Origin of the sequence: Hymenobacter sp. BT188 (assembly GCF_014333585.1) — a bacterium.
Classification (GTDB): domain Bacteria; phylum Bacteroidota; class Bacteroidia; order Cytophagales; family Hymenobacteraceae; genus Hymenobacter.
Genome location: NZ_JACSCW010000010.1, coordinates 1 through 18,296 on the forward strand (window position 1 = coordinate 1; position 18,296 = coordinate 18,296).

The window sequence follows — 18,296 nt, forward strand, 5'->3', positions numbered from 1 at the left end:
AGCGTGTTTACCTGGGCCCTGCGGCTGTGTCGCAACCTGGCCCTGGACGAGCTGCGCAGCCGCCGCGCCCACCAGGCTCGCCAGACCCAGCCCCTGGAAGAGTGCCCCGCCCTGGCCCACGCCACCGCCGGTTTTCAACCCGAGCATGTTGGGGTGCGGGAATTGGTCGCTCAGCTGCTGCCGGCCCAGCGCCAGCTGCTCGAGCTGCTCTACCTGAAGGGCTACACGATGAGCGAGGCGGCGCAGGAACTGGCGCTACCTCTGGGCACGGTACGCACCCGCACCCGGGCAGCCCTGCGCAGCTTGCGCCACGCGGCCGGCCAAGGGGGCTAAAGGAGATGCCATTGTCGGCAGGATTAGGCCTTGGTTAAAAGTTTCGTCTAAAAGTTAGTCGGTAGCTTTGGCAGCTGCCGGCTTGCGGTGCGCATGGATGACCACCTTTCGGTGGCGTAAGTACTTATAGAGGGTAACTTTTGAGATGCGCAGGCGCTGGGCAATCTCGTTAACGCCGAGCTGCTGCTCGCGGTAGAGGGTCTCAGCAATGATCGCTGTACGCTCGGCTTCTGCCGAGAGGCCCCGCTGGCGGCCGCCCACCCGTCCCCGCGCCCGCGCCGAGGCAAGCCCCGCGTGGGTGCGCTCGCGAATCAGCTCGCGCTCAAACTCGGCCAGGGAAGCAAAGAGATTAAAGACGAGCCGGCCCTGGGCGGAGGTCGTGTTGATGGCATCGGTCAGGGACACCAGGCCCACCCCCCGCTGCTGCAAGTCGCCAACCACCTGCAGCAGATGCTTGAGCGAGCGCCCCAGGCGGTCGAGCTTGTAAATGGTGACAGTGTCGCCGCGGCGCAGCTGGCTCAGCAGCCGCTCCAACTCGGGGCGGCTGGCACTGGCGCCGGACACTTTCTCCTGGTAGATGGTGTCGCAGCCCGCTTTGGTGAGGGCATCGAGTTGCAGTTCCAAGTTCTGATCGCGGGTCGAGACGCGGGCGTAGCCGATGTTCATGAGGCAAAGTACAGGGTATCCGTGCCGAAGGTACCCTTATTTGTACTTTGATTGCTGAACAAGTTTTCTGTACCAAATCGGGGGCTGTTGGTCCTCTTTCCTCGTGAGGTCGGTCGGTCGCCGGTTTGTTCAGAAATACGTTAGTGGCTGTTGCAGAACTTTTCGACGCGCACCCCAGCCGTGGGGTTATGGATTCAAACCCCCTAACAAGCGCTGGGAGCCGCGTTTTGGGTGGCGGAAGCGCCCGTTCACCAGGCGCTGGATACGATCCCAAGACTTCTGCCATAGCCACCCTGCTGTTGGCTATTTGCCGCTGGGGTGCGTAAAGAAAGGTTTCCACTTCCTTCGCCCTGCCTATGCTGCTGGATGCAAAGCTGCCCGTTCGCTTTATTCTGAAACGTATTTTGCCCGACGTGGGGCGGATGCTGCTCCTCTCGGTCATCTTTCAGGTGCTGAAGTGGTTTTATGGGCCTTACCTGCCGCCCATTCCGCTGTCCCTGCCCTCCATTCTGGGTGGTTCGATTTCGCTGCTGCTGGCCTTCACCATCAGCCAGTCGTACGAGCGGTGGTGGGAGGCGCGCAAAGTGTGGGGGGCGATTGTCAACGATTCGCGCACGCTGGTGCTGCAGGTGCGCAGCTTTGTGCAGAAGGACCACCTGACCCCGGCGCTGCTTCGCCGCCTGGCCTACCGGCAGATAGCGTGGTGCTACGGTCTGGGCGAGGCCCTGCGGGGGAAGGATCCCTTGGCCACGCTGGCCCGCTACCTCCCGGCCCCGGAAGTAGCCTATGCGGAGCGTCACGCCAACAAGTCGTTGGCGCTGTTAGCCTTGCACACGCAGCAAATCCAAGGCCTGTACGAGCAGGGGAGCCTCAATCCCTTCCAGCAAGTGCAGCTCGACGAAACCCTGGTGCGCCTGTGCGACGCGATGGGGCGGGCCGAGCGCATCAAAAGCACGGTGTTTCCCACCAACTACCGGCGGCTGGTGCATTTTCTGATCTATCTGTTTCTGGGCACGTTGTCGCTGAGCCTGGTCGAAACCAACGGCCTGTGGGAAATCCCGATTCTGCTCATGTTCGCCGTCACCTTCTTCCTGGTCGAGCGCACCGCCCGCTACATGCAAGATCCCTTCAGCGACTTGCCCACCGACACGCCCGTCACGGCCATTGCCCGCACCATTGAAATCAACCTGCGGCAATTGCTGGACGAAGCAAACGTGCCTACCCCCCTCCCGGCCGAGACGTTTTATTTAATGTAAGGGCTGAAGGCAGCCCTTTTAAAGAACCGTTTTAGGGAACATCGGCTGGAAAGCATTTACTGGTAGCAGGGAAAGTAGTAGAAGTGAAAGGGTAGGAGACGTTGACCGAACGTCCGCGCACTTTTACGTTTTTCAGGTGCCAGGGCGGCGCAAAGTCAGGCGGTACCCCCCAACACAAGTAGCCGCGAGCCTGGTTACCTGCCCCCTGCTTAGCCCACCGATTTCATGCGCTTGTTACGGGGGGAGGAGGAGCCGAAGCTCGCCTTTTTTAGCGTGCGCGGCCTCACCGGGGCCCACAAAACCAGGCTGCTCACGGCTGTGGACGAGAGCAAGGCTTTGGTAGTGAACCAAGTGCCTATCTGCCCCCACAGACCCACGTATTGACTACCTCATCGGATCCGGGCACCTTGCGAATAATGTGACGGGCCACCACGCGGCTGCCATCAGACTGGCGCACAAACACCAGCGTGCCCTGATGCACCACGATACGGCTTCGCGCCAAGTCGATCGTCCCGTTCGGATTAAAATGCGCGTCCTGCACGTTAAACATTTCGGCTCCGCCTACCACGTCATATAGTAAGCCGCTGGTTCTGCCGACGCCCGTCAGGCCCTTTACCCCAAAGTGGCGGGTATAGTGCACGCGACCGCTTTTATCTACTGTGCTCTTCACCACCTGCTCAATCAGGCCGCTAAAGGCAATATCTTCGCCATAGCACTCCCTAATAAGGGCAATGGCCGAGAAGAACACACTCTCGTGCGTTGCCCCCTGTTCTGATCCATTTTGCACCATGGCTGGGGCGGTGGGAGCGGCTGGGGCGATGGTTTCGAGCGGGTCACGGCAGGCTGTTGCTAGCAGACTGGCTACGACTAACATAGCGCGGGTGAACCAGGTAAGAGCAGGTTTCATAACAGTGTGGTTTAAGGTGAAAAACAGGAGAACAGGGAGATGGAAGGCCCCCTCTGCCTTAATAAAATTTAAAAATATATGCGTTTATTGCAAGTAAACGTGGGGTGACAGCAGGGTTAACTTTGCTTAGAACTCTGCCCAGGGGTCGGCTTCCGGTGTCGACTGAGTTCTGCCCCGCGGACCACCGCTATGGGAGTGAGGGCCTCCTTTTTCCACTTATAGAGCAGCTTAAGGTTGATATTCAAGGGGCGAGCGTCCGCCTGCGTCGAGCGGCTTTCGCTGGCCAAGCGCAGGGCCTCCGCGCGGAAGGCGGCGTCATAACGCCGACGTGTGGCAGGGTGGGGGCTGCCTTTCATAACAATGGAAAGAGTAGGCCCTATTATGTCCAGATTAACTAGACCACCTCACTCCGTATCTTCCTCTTCATAGCGGGTGGTCAGGTAGGTGTCTTCCTGCCAGACTACCTGTGCTTGCGCGGAGAAGGGAAGGCCTAAGAAGGTAGCATCAGTGATAGGCATCGTGGGGGCTTCAAACAGGAGCAACGCTAGCAAGGTCTGCAACTACCTTCCCCTGGTAGCTATGAGGCTGCTAATCGCATGATCAAATTATCGTGCTAATTTACTGCACCATCTCACCGTACATTTCCATACAGTTTACCCTAAGTTTAAGAAAACGGCAGTTTTAACTCGGGGTTGGGTTGCTAACCCTGCTTCACCAAAGCTGAACTAAGGGGTTTAAAGTGATTTTATCACCTGCTGCTCCCATAAAGCCTTTTTGCCTTCGGCATTGCGCAGGTATGGTTACAGTCTGGGGTTACCTGCGACAGGATAAACCCAGATGTTGTATGTTAGCTCTGGGAAGCACCAGCACGCTGGCCGGCTTCGGTCCGGACTACAGCAAACAACTCCTCCTCGGACACATTCAGCACCCGGGCCAGCTGCTGCAGCTCCCCGATGGTGCAGGTGCCGGGGCTGCGCTTGCGGGTATCGTAGGTGCGCGCCGATACGCCCCAGGCCTCCACAATGCGCTTGCGGGTGCCGGCCACTTCCAGCAGCTCGGCCAGCGTGGCCGGGTGGTGTACCCGGGCCGGGCTGGTCAATGGCTCGGTGAAGGCAACGGTGGGAGCGGCAATTTGAGTCATCCGAAAAAGCTAAAAAGGAACAGAATAAGGCGCGTAAGGTATTCGCCTTACGGAATACGCTGGCCAAGCAGCTGGTTATCATCGGAAATAGCTGCCCCCACGCAGAGCAGTTTCGTGGGCTAGCATGTGCTCTTCCCACCGCACGCATTCCGTCACCGCCAGGGCTAGCCACTGGCCCAGGCGCGCGGTTTCCGTGCAACGACTGATAAACGCTTCGGCGGCTTGCCGGCGGGCAGGGGCTATGGCGGGGTGCTGCAGAATGCAGCGCAGTTCGGCCCGCAGAGCATCCAGTTCAGTTCGATTCGGCGGCGCAGGAACGGCAGGCCAGCGGGATTGCAATAGCATAGGGGGCGGAATCTCCGGATGAAAGGATAGATTTTATAAGTCAAGAGTCAGGTCCTGCGACTCGGCGGGCAGCACGAGGCGGCGGTGGGGATTGCGGCTGGTGAACCTCTCCCCGTCCGGCAAGAGCTCAAACCAGTCCCGATAAACCGTCGTCAACCGGTCGGCCACAATGGCCAGTCGCTGCTGCTCCCCAACGCGCAGCACCCAGAGGTGAGCGCTGCCGCAGCCCACCTCGTAGCCGGCGCCCAGCAGCTTCCCCCCGCCAGCTCGCGTAAATCGGTCGTGTGGGTGTGGGCCAGCACGTGCCGGCGGACGGACTCTAACCGGCGTTTTTCGACCGGGTTGACAGGCTGCTGCTCAATGGCTAGGTACGCCTGCTGCGGCGGGAACGGGTCCGTTAACGGATTCAGCTTTGCTCTCCGGTTCATGGTAGGGGGATAGGTAAGCAAGGGTATCAGAGCAGCAGCAGGGTGAACTGACCGCCGTGGTCCTCGCGGGTGGCGCGCACCGCCTCGCGGGCAATGGGTCGCAGGGCCTTTACCAGGGCTTCGAGCACCTGGAAGTCCTCGGCGGTGGCCACGCCCAGCGACAGGCGCTCGGCCACTTCCAGTGTGAGCCCTTCACCGCTGAGCCCGTAGCCGCGCTGCTGCATGTCGGCTTCCACATCAGTCAGAACCGCGGCCACGCGGGCGCGGTACCGGTTCCAGTTGGGGTCCCCCAAAACGGGAGCGTTGGCAGCGTTCATAGGTGGGGCGGTAGGGAAAAATGAGAGAAATAAGAACCGGGCAGGCGGGCAGCAGCCGGGAGCCACTGCCCGCGCTGTGGCTTAGGCCGCGGCCAGCCAGCTGAGTTCGGCGGCCTGGTACTGCCGGCCTACCTCATCCGTTTCCGGCACCAGCCCCCGCACGGGGGTAGGAGTGGGGGCTGGCGTCGGCACTTGTGACTCTTCCTCCACCACCCCCAGAATCAGCTTGGCCGCGCGCTGAGCCTTGCTGGCGGCCTGCAGCACCAGCTTTTTGTCGTTTTTCAGTCGCTCCAGCCATGACTGGATGTAGGCCACGGCATTTTCTTCGGTTTGCGCGGTGTCGAGCCCGGCCGCCGCGCACAGAAACGAGGCGCCCATTTCGGCGGTCAGCTCCTCGCGGGCGTAGCTGGCGGACCCTTTGCCCTCGCCGGCCGTCAAATCCGGGCGGTCGAGCCGGGAGGCGTGGCCGGTGCTGTGGGTCAGCTCGTGGAACAGGGTAGCGTAGTAGCCTTCCGGCGTTGTGAAGGTGGCCAGCGCCGGCATGTTCACTCTATCCAGCGCAGGGGAGTAGGTGGCGCGCTGGTGCAGGTGCTCAATAGTGGGGCGCTCCTGCCAGCCGGCCACGATGGCCTCGGCGGCTTCAATCGGGGTGTGGGCGTGGCGCTCCACCGCGGGCAGGTCGAACGCGATGCCTTCGATGTCCTCCACCGAGAAAACGGTGTAGTACTTCAGGAAAGGCAGCTTCTCCTCCTTGCCGGTATGCTCGTTCTCGCGCACCGACACGTTGTAGTACACCACCAGGTGGCCCTTGGCGCCCTTGCGCACGTGGCCGCCCAACGCCAGCGCCTGCTTGAAGGTCATGAAAAACGGCAGTGCGCCGCTGAAGTGCAGCAGAAAGGCGTTGATGCCCGAGTAGGCCACGCCCGTGGCGTAGTTGCGGGGCAGGCCATACACGGCATTCCACGGCTTGCGCCACGGAATCACGCCGCCTTCGAGCGCCGCCACAATCCGGTCGGTGACAATCTGGTAGACATCGGGACAGGGCGCCGCAGGGGCAGTCGGGCGGGCAGAGGAGTGGCGGAACTTTTTCATGCTAAATCGCTGTTTTTGTGGGCGTTTACTATACCTATTAAACGAAAACAGTCGTCCTATAGTTTACGTTTTGCTCCTTATTTCATATCTTTTTGCTCTTTTTGCGGCGCCTTCTTCCTCCCACTGCCCCTTCCGGGACTGGCTCTAAACTAAGGCTTCTTTCAGCTGGTCAGCGGTTTAGCTTACGGGCAGAAAAACCACTTTTTATAAGCGAAGACCCACCCCTCGCGGGCAGCCGAAAAGCTGCGCTGGCAGGGTGATGCGGTTCCCCTGGTGACGGGGTTTCTGAGCAAGAGCCGCAACGGGCTGGATCCGCCGCCCTATTCCTGCTCAGCGGTACTCCTCCTACCGTTAGCCGCCAGCAATACGGTGGTGGTACGCTTGGCCCGCGCGGCCTGGAAACGCTTGTGGCACCTGGGCCAGCATTACTCCAAGGGGGGCGTGTTATTCGACAGCCTGGAGCCCGCAGGCCAAACCCAGCTTGCCCTGTTTGGGGCCGTCGCCGTGTCGGCAAAGCCCGAACAGGGTGGGGGCTGGCCCTGCTCGGGCAAGGCACCAGTGGCAGACCCGGCCTACGAGACGAGCTGGAGTTGAACGCGGCGGGCGCAGGTGCGTATCTGTTGAGATACACCACGTAGCACCCTTCAAATGAGCCAACCCATAGCCCGCGCTGTGCAAACCGGTGACCTCGCCCCGGACGGCGTATTACCCGATGGCTCCCGGTTGTCCGCCTTGCGCGGCCAACCTGTCATTCTGGCGTTTGCGCCCGACGAGTGGGACCCGACGCTGGCTTACCAAAGCGAAATTTTTGCCCGCCTCTCCCGGGAGTTTGGCAGCGGCGCGGCCTTTGTCGACACGGCGGCCGAGGACTGGCACGCGCTGGACTGCCGCGGGGCGCTCGCCGCGCAGTTTGGCGTAGCCGGGCAGCGCGCCCTGTTCCTGCTTGATGAGTACGGCGTGGTGCGCTGGAAAACGGTGGTGCCCCCCGGCCAGGACCTGCGGCCGGGCCAGGTGCTGGCGGCCCTGGAAGCATTGAATTCTCCACCGGCAGCACCCAGTAGCGGGGGAGTATTTGGCGGCGGACTCTCGCGGCGCACGTTTGTCACGGCCACACTGGCGGCGGCCGCCTTGCTGCTGCTGCCCGGCTGCGGCGACGGCGGCGGTTCTTCCGACCAGGACTCCCCTGAAGCGGAGGCCGCAGCCAGTGGCACCGACAACATACCGGTTACGCTGAACATCAACGGCAAAACCCACCGCCTGCAGCTCGACCCGCGCGTGGCCCTGCTGGATGCGCTGCGCGAAAACCTGCACCTCACCGGCACCAAGAAAGGCTGCGACCACGGCCAGTGCGGCGCCTGCACCGTGCACCTCGACGGGCAAAGCACCCTCGCGTGCCTCACGCTGGCCGTGATGAGCCAGGGCAAGGAAATCACCACCATCGAAGGCCTTTCGACGGGCGAGGCGCTGCACCCCATGCAGGCGGCTTTCCTCAAGCACGACGCCTTTCAGTGCGGCTACTGCACGCCGGGGCAGATTATGGCGGCTACGGCGCTGGTGCAAGACAAGAACGTGCGGGCCGGCTCGGCCGTCGACATCCGCGAAGCCATGAGCGGCAACCTCTGCCGCTGCGCCGCTTACCCTAACATCATCGCCGCCATCCAGGAAGTTCAGCGCGCCTAACCCCAATCTGCCATGCATCCTTTCCAGTACCAGCGCGCTGACAGCGCCGACCAGGCCGTGGCCGCCGTGGCCAAAACCCCCGGGGCCACCTTCATTGCCGGCGGCACCTCGCACGTCGATTTGATGAAGGAGGACGTGCACCACCCCAGCCTGCTGGTGGACGTGTCGGCCCTGCCGCTCAAGCAGATTGCAGCGTTTGAAGGCGGGGTGCGCATCGGCGCGGGCGTGTCCAACACCGCCGCGGCGTACCACCCCGATATTCAAGCCAAGTATGCGGCCGTGAGCGAAGCCCTGCTGGCGGGGGCCTCGGTGCAGATTCGCAACATGGCCTCGATGGCGGGCAACCCGCTGCAGCGCACCCGCTGCCCATATTTCCGCGACCCGGCTCAGGCCTGCAACAAGCGCGAGCCGGGCAGCGGCTGCGCGGCCATTGGCGGCTACAACCACGTCCACGCCCTGTTCGGGGCCTCGGCGGCCTGCGTCGCCACCCACCCCAGCGACCTGGCCGTGGCCCTGGCCGCGCTCGATGCCCGCGTGCAAACCCTTGGGCCCCGCGGGCCCCGCACCATCGCCTTTCCCGAGCTGCACCGCCTGCCGGGCAACACGCCCCACCTCGACACGGTGCTGGAGCACGGCGAGCTGATCACGGCCATCGACCTGCCCGCTTTCGCCGGCCGCTCGCACTACCTGAAGGTGCGGGAGCGCGCCTCCTACGCCTACGCGCTGGTCTCGTGCGCCGTGGCCCTGGAAATGGACGGGCCGACGATTCGGCGGGCGCGGGTGGCGCTGGGCGGGGTGGCGCACAAGCCCTGGCGCGTGGGCCCCGCCGAGGCCCTGCTGGCGGGCCAGTTGCCCACCGAACAACTGTTCCAGGCCGCCGCCAAGGCCGCCTTTGCCGACGCCCAGCCGCTCGAGCACAACGCCTACAAAATCCCCATGGGCCGCAACCTGCTGGTGCGGGCCCTGCTGGAAACCAGCGGCCTGCAGCCCCTGCAAGGCCCGGCCGGCACCGCCTTTGCGGCCAGCGTGGGCGGCGTGGCCGGCCAGCTCGCCACTCCCCGTTAACGTATCTACCTGTTCCAAATCTATGACGACGCAAGCCACTGGAAAACCGCTCGACCGCGTAGACGGGCGCCTTAAAGTCACCGGCGCGGCGCGCTTCACGGCCGAGTGGGACGTGCCCAATCTGGCCTACGGCGCGGTGGTGAGCAGCGCCATTGCCCACGGTGCGGTGCGTTCCCTCGACGTGAGCGCCGCGCGCAAGGCCCCTGGCGTGCTGGCCGTGCTCACCTACGAGAACGCCCCCCGGCTGCAGCCTATCCCCGAGAAAATAGGCGAGACGCAGTTTCGCGGCGAGGGCGGCATCACTGAAACACTGCAACCGCTGCAAACCGCCGCCATCGAGTACGCCGGCCAGCCGCTGGCCGTGGTGGTGGCCGACACCCACGAGCGGGCCCGGTACGCCGCCACGCTGGTGCGCGTGGCCTACGAGGAGCGCCCGCCGCAGCTCGCCATGGCCGCCGCCCGCCGCAAAACCCTGCCCGAAATGTTTTTGGGCAACAACAAGGAAAAACTGCAGGTGACGGTAGGAGAGCCCAAATCCGCGCTGGCCGCCGCGCCGGTGAAGGTGGAGCAGGTCTACGAGTCGGCCATCACCCACCACAACCCCATCGAGCAACTGGCCACCATCGCCCGCTGGGAAAAGCGCGGAGGGGCCGACTTTCTCACCCTCTACGACACCACCCGCGGCCTCGAAGTGCTGCAGGAGGTTATGGCCACGTCGCTGGGCTTGCCCAAGGAAAGCGTGCACGTCATCTGCCCGTTCATCGGCGGGGCGTTTGGAGCCAAGGGCTGGCTGTACGCGCCACCGCTGCTCACGGCCATGGCCGCGCGGGCGGTGGGCCGGCCGGTCAAAATTGAGTGGCGTCGGCAGGACATGTTCGCCGTGGCCGGGCAGCGCGCTGCCACCCGGCAAACCCTGGCCTTGGGCGCCACGCGCGACGGCAACATCACGGCCCTGCAGCACAACACCCAAACGCATTCCTCGCTGTCCAGCGGCTTCACCGAGCCCTGCGCCCGCCTCACGCGCATGCTGTACGCCGTGCCCAACATCGGCTTTGTGCACCAGCTTTCGCACCTGCACCTGCCCTCGCCCTGCCCCATGCGCGGGCCGGGCGAAACCGTGGGCGGCTGGGCCCTGGAGTGCGCCATCGACGAACTGGCCACCGAACTCAACCTCGACCCCGTGGAGCTGCGCCTGCGCAACTACGCCGAGAAAAACCCCGAAACCGGCAAGCCCTGGAGCAGTAAAAACCTGCGCCAGTGCTACGCCCGCGGCAAGGCGCTCATCGGCTGGGACGCCCGTAATCCCCAGCCGCGCTCCATGCGCGAGGGTACTCAGCTCATCGGTTACGGCATGGCCACCACCATGTACCCGGCCGGCCGGCGGGAGGCCCAGGCCCGCGCCACCATCTTCGCCGACGGCCGCGCCCTGGTGCAAAGCGCCACCCACGAGCTGGGCAACGGCGCCTACACCATCTTCCGCCAAATCAGCGCCGACGCGCTGTCCCTGCCCGTTGAGCGGGTGCGGTTTGAACTGGGCGACTCGGCCTTGCCCTCGGCGCCTACCACTGGCGGCTCCACCACCACGGCCACCGTGGGCCCGGCTGCGCAAGCTGCGGCCCGCGCGGCCCTGGAAGCACTGAAAAATCTGGCCATTAGCGACCCTGCTTCCCCGCTATCCGGCGCTGCCCCCACGGCCATAGAAGCGCGCGAAGGACGTTTGGCACTCAAAGCAAACCCGGCGAGAGGCGAGGAGTACGGCGCGATTCTGCGCCGCGCCAAGCTGCCTTCCGTCGTTGCCACGGGCGGGGCCAAGCCGGGCGAAGAAAAGGAAAAGTACTCGTTCTACTCGTTCGGCGCGGTGTTCGCGCAGGTGCGGGTCGACGAGGCCAGCGGCTCCATTCGCGTGGCCCGGCTGTGCGCCGTGTACGACGTAGGCCGGCTGATGAACCCCAAGACGGCCCATTCGCAAATCATCGGCGGCATGGCCATGGGCGTGGGCGCTACCCTGATGGAAGCCACCCACTACGACCCGCGCAACGGCCGCGCCGTGGTCCGCAACCTGGCCGACTACCACGTGCCCAGCTGCGCCGATACCCCTGACATGCAGGTGGAATGGCTCAACATCCCCGACCCGCACATCAGCGAGCTGGGCGCGCGCGGCATCGGCGAGATTGGCTGCGTGGGTACCCCGGCGGCCATCACCAACGCCGTGTTCCACGCCACCGGCCAGCGCCTGCGCTCCCTGCCGCTCACGCCCGACAAGCTGATGCGCGCGTAGCACGAAAAAGCCCCGGCTCCTTTTCGGGAAGCCGGGGCTTTTATCGGATGAGGAAAGATATTTAGCTGCTTTGGCCCCCGCGTACGTCCGTACCGGTGACGAAGTCTACCAGGTCGCGGTTGAGCTTGTCCTTCTCCGTGATAAACAAGCCGTGCGGGGCCCCGTCGTACGCAATGTAGGTGGCGTGCTGGAGGTGCTGGCTCATGCGCTCCCCGCTGTTTTTAATCGGCACCGTCTTGTCGTCTTCCCCGTGAATGACCAGGGCCGGCACCGAGATGCCCGCTAGGTCGCGCCGGAAATCGGTTTCGGCAAAGGCGTGGGCGCAGGCCACCGTGGCCTGGTGCGAACCCAGCGTGGCCATGTTGTACGACCAGTCGAGGACCGCCTGGCTGACGGGGTTGCTCAGCGGGCCCTCGCCGTAGAACTGCTTGCCGAAGGTCTGCAGGAAGTCAAACCGGTCCTTGGCAATGTTTTTCTGAATGTCGTCGAATGTCGATTTGTCCACGCCGTCGGGGTTGTCGTCGGTTTTGAGCAGGTAGGGCGTCACCGAGGAGACGAACACCACTTTGCTGACGCGGGCCCCGCCGTGGCGGCTCATGTAGCGGGCCACCTCGCCGCCGCCCATGGAAAAACCCACCAGCGTCACGTTCTGCAGGTTCAGCGTGTCGAGCACGGCCTTCAAATCGTCGGCCAGCGTGTCGTAGTCATAGCCCTCAAACGGCTTGGACGAGTTGCCGAACCCGCGGCGGGTGTAGGCAATGGCTCGGATGCCGTGCTTGGGCAGCTCGCCGAGCTGGTAGGTCCAGGCTTCGTGGCTCTGGGGCCAGCCGTGGATAAGCACCACCGGGGCGCCCTGACCCTGGTCAGTGTAGTGCAACTTGATGTCTTCGCCGTTGGCGTCCTGGCCGGCCTTGATGTAACTCATACGGGTAAGGGGAAAGGGTTGAAAGAAAATAGGTGTAGGTACCTACGTTCGTCAAGCACAGGAGTTAGGACAGGGCGTAATCTTGTTAACTCACCCATCGGCGGCCGACAACTTAGACAACTTATTGAAAGGCGAGCTTGAGACGCACGGCCGCGAAGTCCAGGGCTTCAAGCCAGCGATACACTAAGGCCGACGTGCTATTCGACGGCTTGGAGCCGGCGGGCCAGACTCAGCTCGGCTTGTTTGTAGCAGGTCCCGTGTCGGAGAAGCGCACTAAGCTTATGGCTGAACTCGATACTATTAACCGCCGCTTTGGAAAAGGAACCGTCAAGCTGGCGGCGCTGGTGCTGGCACCCGGCCAAGCTCGGGCACCTTGGGAAGGACAGGCGCAGTGGCGCAGCCCGCAGTACACCACCCGGCTGGAGGACCCATTGCTGGTGGGATAAGCGCAGTAAGCAGCACCCGGTTGCCCAGACGGTCAGTCCGTGAATTACGCGCCTGCTCAACTCGCGGACTGGCCCTTGGGGCTACTGTGCAGCGACTCCGAAACTACTCATTTGGGGCAAATCGGCTTCGCCCTACACCATGTAAAACTCCCAGGCGATGCGGTCCGGGTCTTTAAAAGCCACATATTTCATCGGGCCCACCGTGTCCACTTTGACGCCCGTATTCTCCACCCCGGCCGCCTGCAGGGCCGCAGCGACCCGGTGCAGTTCGGCCTCGTCTTCGCAGGCAATGGCGATGTGGTCAAGGCCCACGTTGAAGGGGGTGAAGGTGCTGCCCCCGGGGTGGGTAGGCTGCGCCTGCTTGAAGCCAATGAACGTGGCCCCGACCAGGAAGCCCAGTATTTCGGGCGTATCGAGCGCAATCGGCAAGCCCAGCAGGTCGTGATAAAACGCTTTGGCGCGGGCAAAGTCGGTCGTGCGCAGGGCGACGTGGGCCAAGCCCTTGGTTTTTGGTTGAATAGCCATGAAGAAGGTAACAGAAAGCGATGGCCTTCTTAAACGAAAAATCGGTGACCTTGGCTAACTGGCCTGCCGAAGAGGCTGCTCGTTTTTACCTAACGCGGGTTCGTAGTCAGTGCCCAGGGCTTACGCATCAACATTTCCATTTGTGCCCTCACCAGACGCTTGGCAGCTCGCGGCTTCGTCCACGGCCAAGCACCTAATGCGCGAGTTTGCCAAGCACAGCCACCAGCAGCCCTGTCACCTCACCCGCCTCCTGAAAAGTCGATTGAACATGCTGGCCAGCCAGTTGCAGGGCATCGGCAAGATGCTGGACGCGGAAACCACCGAGCCCAAGCAAATTCTGGTGAAGTTCAAGGCCGTGACCAACGGGCTGCGCAGCGCCGGGCACCTGATACTGGACGAGGTGTTTCGCAAAGGCTCACGCTACTGGCTCTAATAATCAATTAAGGCAGCCCAGGTAGGCTGCCTTAATTGATTATTATCCCTCATTCAAGTAGATAAAAGGCACGAGGAGATTATCGGGTCAGGTCAGAGGCCACGCCGGGGCGCTCTGCTTCCTGGCCCCGGGCCAATTCCTGGCGTTCCCCTCGGTCGTGGCTGGACTCACTCACCTCGCTGCCGGGCTGCCGGGAAATGGCATCGAGCATTTGGCTTATGCGGCCCAGCTCGGGTTGGTCGGTCCAGTAGGAAACCAGCATATCGGAACGACGGTTGCCTTGCTCGTCGGTGCTGCTGTGCACTTCGCCAACCGTGGCCCCACTCGCCACCACGGCATCCTGCACCGCTTCGGCCTGTCCGCGAGCCCCGGGCACCGGCGTCACCTCGGTTACTTCGATAAGTACTTTCTTCTCCACGCCGGCTGCTCGGTCCTCCGCCCGGTCGGCCCCCGCGACATCCTGCGGCTCCTGCACCCGACGCAGTCGGTTGGCCGGCTGCAATTCGGCCTGGATGGCCGCTTGCCGGCGCGCGGCCTGGTCGTCCTCGCTTTCGGTAATGCCGATACCGGCGTACTGCTGGTGGCCGGCCTCAGCGCGGGCTTTGGTGTTGGAGACAATGGCGTGAATCAGGGCTATTTCGCGCTGGTCGTTCCGATAATGCATGTCAAAATCAGCCCGGCGGATCCCCTGCTCATCCACGGAGCTGCGCACCTCGCTCGTGCGGAGGTAGCCGTCGCTTTCCAGGACGGCCTTCCAGGCTTCGGCCCGGCCGGTGGTGTGGGGCGTAAGCTCATCGACGCGCCACGTGGCCATCTTTTCCTCTCCGGGCGCAGCTGCTCTTACGTCCTCACGTTCCATGGGAGCGGAGCGTTCGCTTCGGCGGTCGAGCGGTTCCTCTCCCCGGGCCGTGCGCCCGGCAGACGGGGGGTTGTCGTGCATCCAGTCGCGCAGCAGCACCACGCCGGCGTCTTTGAGGTGGGTGAACTGCGCGGTCTGCTCGCGGGCTTCCTGCTCGCTGCGGTAGGAGCGGGTGGGTTGTTCGGCTTCCACGGCCGTGCCCCCCACGTTTTGGTTGAAGCGCTGGTCGTCGCGTTCGCGGGCCGCCTGCGCCAGGGGATGGTTTTCCCGCTCGCGCTGGGCTTCCCGTTCCAAGGCCCGCTGCTCCCGCTCCTGGCGTTGGGCTTCGGCCAGGCGCTGCTGGCGCTCCGTCTCGCGCTGCTGCTCTTCGCGCTGGGCAGCCAGCCGGATTTGCTCGGCACTAAGCCCCTGCGAAGTGTACTCCAGCTCTTTGTTGAAGTCCTTGGCCAGTGGGTAATCCACCCGTAGAAAAGCCGCCTGCTGGCGTTCGGCGGCGGGACGCAGCTGCTCGCGCTGCCGGTACAGCTCCTGGGCCACGACCTCCAGCTGGGCGGTGTCGGCCCGGGCTACGGTGAGCCGCACGATGGTGGCCTGCTCGGTGCTGCGCTGCACTTCCACGGCCAGCGAAGGGCCCGCTTCCTGGGTGCTGTTGATTTTTGCCACCCGCTCACTGAGCTGCTGCACCTGACTAGCGCCCTGCTCGGCCGAGTCGTGGTGGAAGGTCACTTTTAGACTGGTGTGGTACTTGTCGCTGGTAGCGTGCCACTCCACCGGCCGGGAGGCCTCGCGGTAGGCTTCCTGCTCAGCCACCGGCACCAGGGGCCGGGCCGGCTGCAGCTCGTTGAGGTAGTTGATGTTGAACTGCCGGCCGCCGGCGTCGCGGTCGTTGGCCAGGACCACTTCCTGCGGGGCCTGCTTGTCAATCACCCGCTGAATCAGGGCTACCTGCGCCTCGGTGGGCGTGCCGCTGGTGGCCAGGTAAAGCGTATTCCGGGGGTCCTGCCCGTGCTTGAGCTGGTAATGGGATAAAGAGTCAATGGCCGACTCGCTCACCACCACGCGCTCCACCGGCGTGTCCTTGCCCTCGGTCGGGTGGGACACCCAGATGCCGTTTTTGGGCAGGGGCAGCAGACTTTTGTAGTGCTCGTTCTTCTGCTCCACGCTGGCCAGCCCGTGCTCGTTGTAGAGGGGAAAGGCGGTGTTGCGATGCTCGTTTTGCTGGGCCGTGAAGATGCGGCCCTGAAAAGCCGGGCTGTCGAGCGTCTCATCCGTGATGCCGCGTCCGTGCAGGTAGCTGCGGTCGGTCAGCTCCTTTTTTACGCCCAGCACCTCAGCTATCAGGCGCGTGCGACGCTCCTCCTCGGCCTGCTTGGCCTGCTCGGGGTCGCCCACGGGCAAACTGTTCAGGCGGGCGGTATCGGGTCGGGTGGAATACTGAGTCGCATACTGGCGGGCCGGGGCGGGCGCGCCGTCGAGGTATTCGCGCAGCTGCTGGCGCACCTGGCCCAAGTTGAGGCCGTGGCCATCGCCGCCCCGGGTTTTGGCAAAGTCAATGACGGAGCCCGCGTCGCGGTCGTCGCCCGTGTTGAGGTACACCTGGTGGTCACCCTTACGGGTCACGATGACGTGCTCGTCGTCTTTAACCAGGTGGTGCCAGTCGCCGCGGCGGCTTTCCTTTTTGATGGCATAGCCCTGGCGCTGGGCGTAGTCAACCAGGTCGATGTCGCGCTTGAACCGGTCGAGTTCGGTGGGGTCGTTGTCGCGGGGGGCGTTCATAGCGGGGGTAGCAGGTGAGAGGAGCCGGCTAGCTCCGTCTCCCGCCGCACCCGTACCGGGCCCGAAGGAAAAGCTATCCGGGAATTAGGTCGTCGGTGGCGGGCTGCCGGCCCGCTGGGCGGCGGCGTCGAAGAAGGCCAGCTGCTCGCGGAACTGCGTCAGCTGCTCGGCGCTGCCGAACACGTACTGGTTGGCGCCGCTGCCGATGTCGATGCGCACCATCTCCGTGGCCACGCCCAGGGCGCGCAGCACGCGCTGCACTAGGCGGGGCTCGTCGCGCTTGAGCTTGCCGTTCTTCAGGTTCACGACGTTGGTATAAGTCAATCCATGCTGGGTACAAAAGGTGGTTAAATCGCCCTGGGCAATGGCTTTGAGGCGGTACTGCACGTAGCGCAGGCACTCGCCGTAGGGCGCGGACAAACTTAAATCAGGAAACCCCAGCGGGGTGGAAGTGGGATCGGATACGGACATGCAGGTGTGCGAGCTGCCAAGGCAGATGGAGTGGAAAAAGAGGAGCGTAACTTCAAAGGACGCACACAGCAGCGATAACCTGCAATCCCTCGGACGGAAAAACTCCAATCTTTTACTTCCTGCTTTCTTCCCCTTAGCGGGGCACGCACAGCACCTTATGTACCTGAGCCTAGTACGACTAATTTATTATTATGTTTTTACTAACTTTATACTAACATAATTATAAGCCTTCTCGTATGGGCCCACTATGCGCGCTGGCTTGTTTCTCCTGGTTTTTGTGGTATCCGTGGCAGCCTTGGGGCTGCTGCTCTGGTGGCGCTTCAGGGGCAGCGGTAAGCCAGCCCCGGCTTCAACAGCCCTTACCAGCCCCCGGAATCACCACTCCCTGCGCTCCTTCCATTACGAGGCTTCCCCCACCACTTCCGGGGCAACAACCAGCGCGGCTCCGGGCGCTACCGTCGGGGATGCGCTGGCCCGCCTGCTTCCGGCGGAAGACCTGCAGAAACCTGCGCCAGGCGAAGTCCCTATAGCCGAGCCTAGTTTGATTTCAGGGCCGGCTGCAGATTTCCAGCCCGTCTCCATCCGTCATGCCCCGGGCGCCGCTACGTCCTTACTGGACACGCTTGATAGCACTACGGAGCCCAAGACTGCCCGTCCCGCGACGGCGCTCGACGAGGAGGAGCCCGCCGCAGCTCTCTACTACAACCCGCTCACGGCGCCGGCGCCCACGGCCAACGATCAAGCCAACCGGGCCGCCGAAATCGCCCTGCGCCAGCAGCGGCGGGCCCGCATGAGCGCGAAAACTGCAAACCAGCGCACGGCCCTCAGCGAGCTTTTTCCCGGGCCCAGTAGCCCGCCCCCGCCCGCCTAATCCTTCTAACGCTAGATCCGCTTTCCGGGGAGATAAGCACCCTTCTTACCCTCATTAACCTTTTTTATGCTATTCAATACTAAAGTCAGAATCCCTGCCCGCCGAGTAAGGCAGACGCTACAAACCCTGATGGTAGCCGGACAAACCTATCAACCCAGCCGTGCGGAACAGCGGCTGGCCGCCATGCTGACAATCCTGGCTCTGGCCACCAGCCCCGCCCGGGCCCAGTTTGGGGGTGGGGGCGCCGCGGCCGCCCTGGAGGGCGTGCGGGAAACTGTCGTGGGCATCGTGCAGGTCATTTTCGCCATCATCCTCATTGTCGGCCTGATTCGGGTGGTGATGAAGTTCGTGCAGGGCGCCCCCGACGCCCTGGGCTCCCTGGGCTGGCTGGTGGGCGGCGTGATTCTGTGGTTCGGCTTCCAACTCTTCAAGGACGATCTGGTCAGCGCCGTGGGCGGCGGCGACGGGGGCGTACGCTAGGC

At 63.5% G+C, this 18,296-nt stretch carries 19 protein-coding genes and 2 pseudogenes; 10 read left to right on the top strand and 11 right to left on the bottom strand.

Annotated features, from left to right (window positions below):
- The coding region (locus tag H8B13_RS19690) for a sigma-70 family RNA polymerase sigma factor (RefSeq protein ID WP_187312533.1) at positions 1-333 on the top strand (333 nt) is incomplete at its 5' end.
- 75 nt (positions 334-408) lie between these two features.
- Here H8B13_RS19690 and H8B13_RS19695 read toward each other — a convergent pair.
- Positions 409-999, bottom strand: a pseudogene (locus H8B13_RS19695) (recombinase family protein); the annotation flags it as partial.
- Positions 1,000-1,355: 356 nt separating this feature from the next.
- On the opposite strand from H8B13_RS19695, the gene H8B13_RS19700 reads away from it, so the two are divergent.
- Positions 1,356-2,255 (top strand): bestrophin family protein, encoded by a 900-nt coding sequence (locus H8B13_RS19700; protein ID WP_187312535.1) that lies wholly within the window; start codon positions 1,356-1,358, stop codon positions 2,253-2,255.
- 355 nt (positions 2,256-2,610) lie between these two features.
- Here H8B13_RS19700 and H8B13_RS19705 read toward each other — a convergent pair whose 3' ends face one another.
- The 6 genes from H8B13_RS19705 to H8B13_RS19730 form a co-directional block, all read right to left on the bottom strand.
- A complete protein-coding gene (locus tag H8B13_RS19705) occupies positions 2,611-3,162 on the bottom strand; it encodes a hypothetical protein (RefSeq protein ID WP_187312536.1) in 552 nt (183 codons plus the stop codon).
- 116 nt (positions 3,163-3,278) lie between these two features.
- Positions 3,279-3,518 carry a transposase gene (locus H8B13_RS21720; protein ID WP_187312537.1) on the bottom strand — a complete coding sequence of 80 codons (240 nt, stop codon included), beginning with the start codon at positions 3,516-3,518 and terminating at the stop codon, positions 3,279-3,281.
- 491 nt (positions 3,519-4,009) lie between these two features.
- Positions 4,010-4,303 carry a hypothetical protein gene (locus H8B13_RS19715; RefSeq protein ID WP_187312538.1) on the bottom strand — a complete coding sequence of 98 codons (294 nt, stop codon included), beginning with the start codon at positions 4,301-4,303 and terminating at the stop codon, positions 4,010-4,012.
- A gap of 78 nt (positions 4,304-4,381) precedes the next feature.
- Positions 4,382-4,648, bottom strand: a complete 267-nt coding sequence (locus H8B13_RS19720) for a hypothetical protein (RefSeq protein WP_187312539.1) — start codon at positions 4,646-4,648, stop codon at positions 4,382-4,384.
- A gap of 454 nt (positions 4,649-5,102) precedes the next feature.
- Positions 5,103-5,459 carry a hypothetical protein gene (locus H8B13_RS19725; protein WP_187312540.1) on the bottom strand — a complete coding sequence of 119 codons (357 nt, stop codon included), beginning with the start codon at positions 5,457-5,459 and terminating at the stop codon, positions 5,103-5,105.
- Positions 5,460-5,474: 15 nt separating this feature from the next.
- Positions 5,475-6,485 (bottom strand): ArdC family protein, encoded by a 1,011-nt coding sequence (locus H8B13_RS19730; protein WP_187312541.1) that lies wholly within the window; start codon positions 6,483-6,485, stop codon positions 5,475-5,477.
- 240 nt (positions 6,486-6,725) lie between these two features.
- Here H8B13_RS19730 and H8B13_RS19735 point away from each other — a divergent pair.
- From H8B13_RS19735 to H8B13_RS19750, 4 genes and pseudogenes are all read left to right on the top strand, one after another.
- Positions 6,726-7,079, top strand: a pseudogene (locus H8B13_RS19735) (hypothetical protein); the annotation flags it as partial.
- A gap of 54 nt (positions 7,080-7,133) precedes the next feature.
- Positions 7,134-8,165 (top strand): 2Fe-2S iron-sulfur cluster-binding protein, encoded by a 1,032-nt coding sequence (locus H8B13_RS21635; protein ID WP_187312543.1) that lies wholly within the window; start codon positions 7,134-7,136, stop codon positions 8,163-8,165.
- 12 nt (positions 8,166-8,177) lie between these two features.
- On the top strand, positions 8,178-9,230 hold the full coding sequence (locus H8B13_RS19745; protein ID WP_187312544.1) for an FAD binding domain-containing protein: 1,053 nt from the start codon (positions 8,178-8,180) through the stop codon (positions 9,228-9,230).
- 22 nt (positions 9,231-9,252) lie between these two features.
- Positions 9,253-11,508: a xanthine dehydrogenase family protein molybdopterin-binding subunit gene (locus H8B13_RS19750; protein ID WP_187312545.1), complete on the top strand. Its 2,256-nt coding sequence runs from the start codon at positions 9,253-9,255 to the stop codon at positions 11,506-11,508.
- A gap of 61 nt (positions 11,509-11,569) precedes the next feature.
- Here H8B13_RS19750 and H8B13_RS19755 read toward each other — a convergent pair whose 3' ends face one another.
- On the bottom strand, positions 11,570-12,433 hold the full coding sequence (locus H8B13_RS19755) for an alpha/beta fold hydrolase (RefSeq protein WP_187312546.1): 864 nt from the start codon (positions 12,431-12,433) through the stop codon (positions 11,570-11,572).
- Positions 12,434-12,627: 194 nt separating this feature from the next.
- Here H8B13_RS19755 and H8B13_RS19760 point away from each other — a divergent pair, with 194 nt between their 5' ends.
- On the top strand, positions 12,628-12,879 hold the full coding sequence (locus tag H8B13_RS19760) for a DUF4113 domain-containing protein (RefSeq protein ID WP_187312547.1): 252 nt from the start codon (positions 12,628-12,630) through the stop codon (positions 12,877-12,879).
- Positions 12,880-13,011: 132 nt separating this feature from the next.
- On the opposite strand, the gene H8B13_RS19765 is transcribed toward H8B13_RS19760, so the two are convergent.
- Entirely contained in the window at positions 13,012-13,404 is a 393-nt protein-coding gene (locus H8B13_RS19765) for a VOC family protein (protein WP_187312548.1), read from the bottom strand.
- A 142-nt stretch (positions 13,405-13,546) separates the two neighbouring features.
- On the opposite strand from H8B13_RS19765, the gene H8B13_RS19770 reads away from it, so the two are divergent.
- Positions 13,547-13,837, top strand: coding sequence for a metal-sensing transcriptional repressor (locus H8B13_RS19770; protein ID WP_187312549.1), 291 nt, complete (start codon positions 13,547-13,549; stop codon positions 13,835-13,837).
- Between the two features lie 79 nt (positions 13,838-13,916).
- Here the strand turns inward: H8B13_RS19770 and H8B13_RS19775 are convergent, their stop codons facing one another.
- Together H8B13_RS19775 and H8B13_RS19780 are read right to left on the bottom strand one after the other, a co-directional pair.
- On the bottom strand, positions 13,917-16,472 hold the full coding sequence (locus H8B13_RS19775; protein WP_187312550.1) for a toprim domain-containing protein: 2,556 nt from the start codon (positions 16,470-16,472) through the stop codon (positions 13,917-13,919).
- Between the two features lie 84 nt (positions 16,473-16,556).
- Positions 16,557-16,943, bottom strand: a complete 387-nt coding sequence (locus H8B13_RS19780) for a hypothetical protein (RefSeq protein WP_187312551.1) — start codon at positions 16,941-16,943, stop codon at positions 16,557-16,559.
- Between the two features lie 247 nt (positions 16,944-17,190).
- Between H8B13_RS19780 and H8B13_RS19785 the strand changes: the two genes are divergently transcribed.
- The gene (locus tag H8B13_RS19785) at positions 17,191-17,814 is read left to right on the top strand and encodes a hypothetical protein (protein WP_187312552.1); all 624 of its coding nucleotides are present in this window, start codon (positions 17,191-17,193) and stop codon (positions 17,812-17,814) included.
- Positions 17,815-17,880: 66 nt separating this feature from the next.
- The gene (locus H8B13_RS19790; RefSeq protein WP_187312553.1) at positions 17,881-18,294 is read left to right on the top strand and encodes a hypothetical protein; all 414 of its coding nucleotides are present in this window, start codon (positions 17,881-17,883) and stop codon (positions 18,292-18,294) included.
- The last annotated feature ends 2 nt before the right edge of the window (positions 18,295-18,296 follow it).

Bases quoted from the DNA above. Each gene is read 5' to 3' on its own strand.
- H8B13_RS19745 (WP_187312544.1), top strand. From the start codon at position 8,178: ATGCATCCTTTCCAGTACCAGCGCGCTGACAGCGCCGACCAGGCCGTG.
- H8B13_RS19755 (WP_187312546.1), bottom strand. From the start codon at position 12,433: ATGAGTTACATCAAGGCCGGCCAGGACGCCAACGGCGAAGACATCAAG.
- H8B13_RS19750 (WP_187312545.1), top strand. From the start codon at position 9,253: ATGACGACGCAAGCCACTGGAAAACCGCTCGACCGCGTAGACGGGCGC.
- H8B13_RS19775 (WP_187312550.1), bottom strand. From the start codon at position 16,472: ATGAACGCCCCCCGCGACAACGACCCCACCGAACTCGACCGGTTCAAG.
- H8B13_RS19730 (WP_187312541.1), bottom strand. From the start codon at position 6,485: ATGAAAAAGTTCCGCCACTCCTCTGCCCGCCCGACTGCCCCTGCGGCG.
- H8B13_RS19715 (WP_187312538.1), bottom strand. From the start codon at position 4,303: ATGACTCAAATTGCCGCTCCCACCGTTGCCTTCACCGAGCCATTGACC.
- H8B13_RS19705 (WP_187312536.1), bottom strand. From the start codon at position 3,162: ATGAAACCTGCTCTTACCTGGTTCACCCGCGCTATGTTAGTCGTAGCC.
- H8B13_RS19765 (WP_187312548.1), bottom strand. From the start codon at position 13,404: ATGGCTATTCAACCAAAAACCAAGGGCTTGGCCCACGTCGCCCTGCGC.
- H8B13_RS21720 (WP_187312537.1), bottom strand. From the start codon at position 3,518: ATGAAAGGCAGCCCCCACCCTGCCACACGTCGGCGTTATGACGCCGCC.
- H8B13_RS19780 (WP_187312551.1), bottom strand. From the start codon at position 16,943: ATGTCCGTATCCGATCCCACTTCCACCCCGCTGGGGTTTCCTGATTTA.
- H8B13_RS19790 (WP_187312553.1), top strand. From the start codon at position 17,881: ATGCTATTCAATACTAAAGTCAGAATCCCTGCCCGCCGAGTAAGGCAG.
- H8B13_RS19720 (WP_187312539.1), bottom strand. From the start codon at position 4,648: ATGCTATTGCAATCCCGCTGGCCTGCCGTTCCTGCGCCGCCGAATCGA.
- H8B13_RS19700 (WP_187312535.1), top strand. From the start codon at position 1,356: ATGCTGCTGGATGCAAAGCTGCCCGTTCGCTTTATTCTGAAACGTATT.
- H8B13_RS19785 (WP_187312552.1), top strand. From the start codon at position 17,191: ATGCGCGCTGGCTTGTTTCTCCTGGTTTTTGTGGTATCCGTGGCAGCC.
- H8B13_RS21635 (WP_187312543.1), top strand. From the start codon at position 7,134: ATGAGCCAACCCATAGCCCGCGCTGTGCAAACCGGTGACCTCGCCCCG.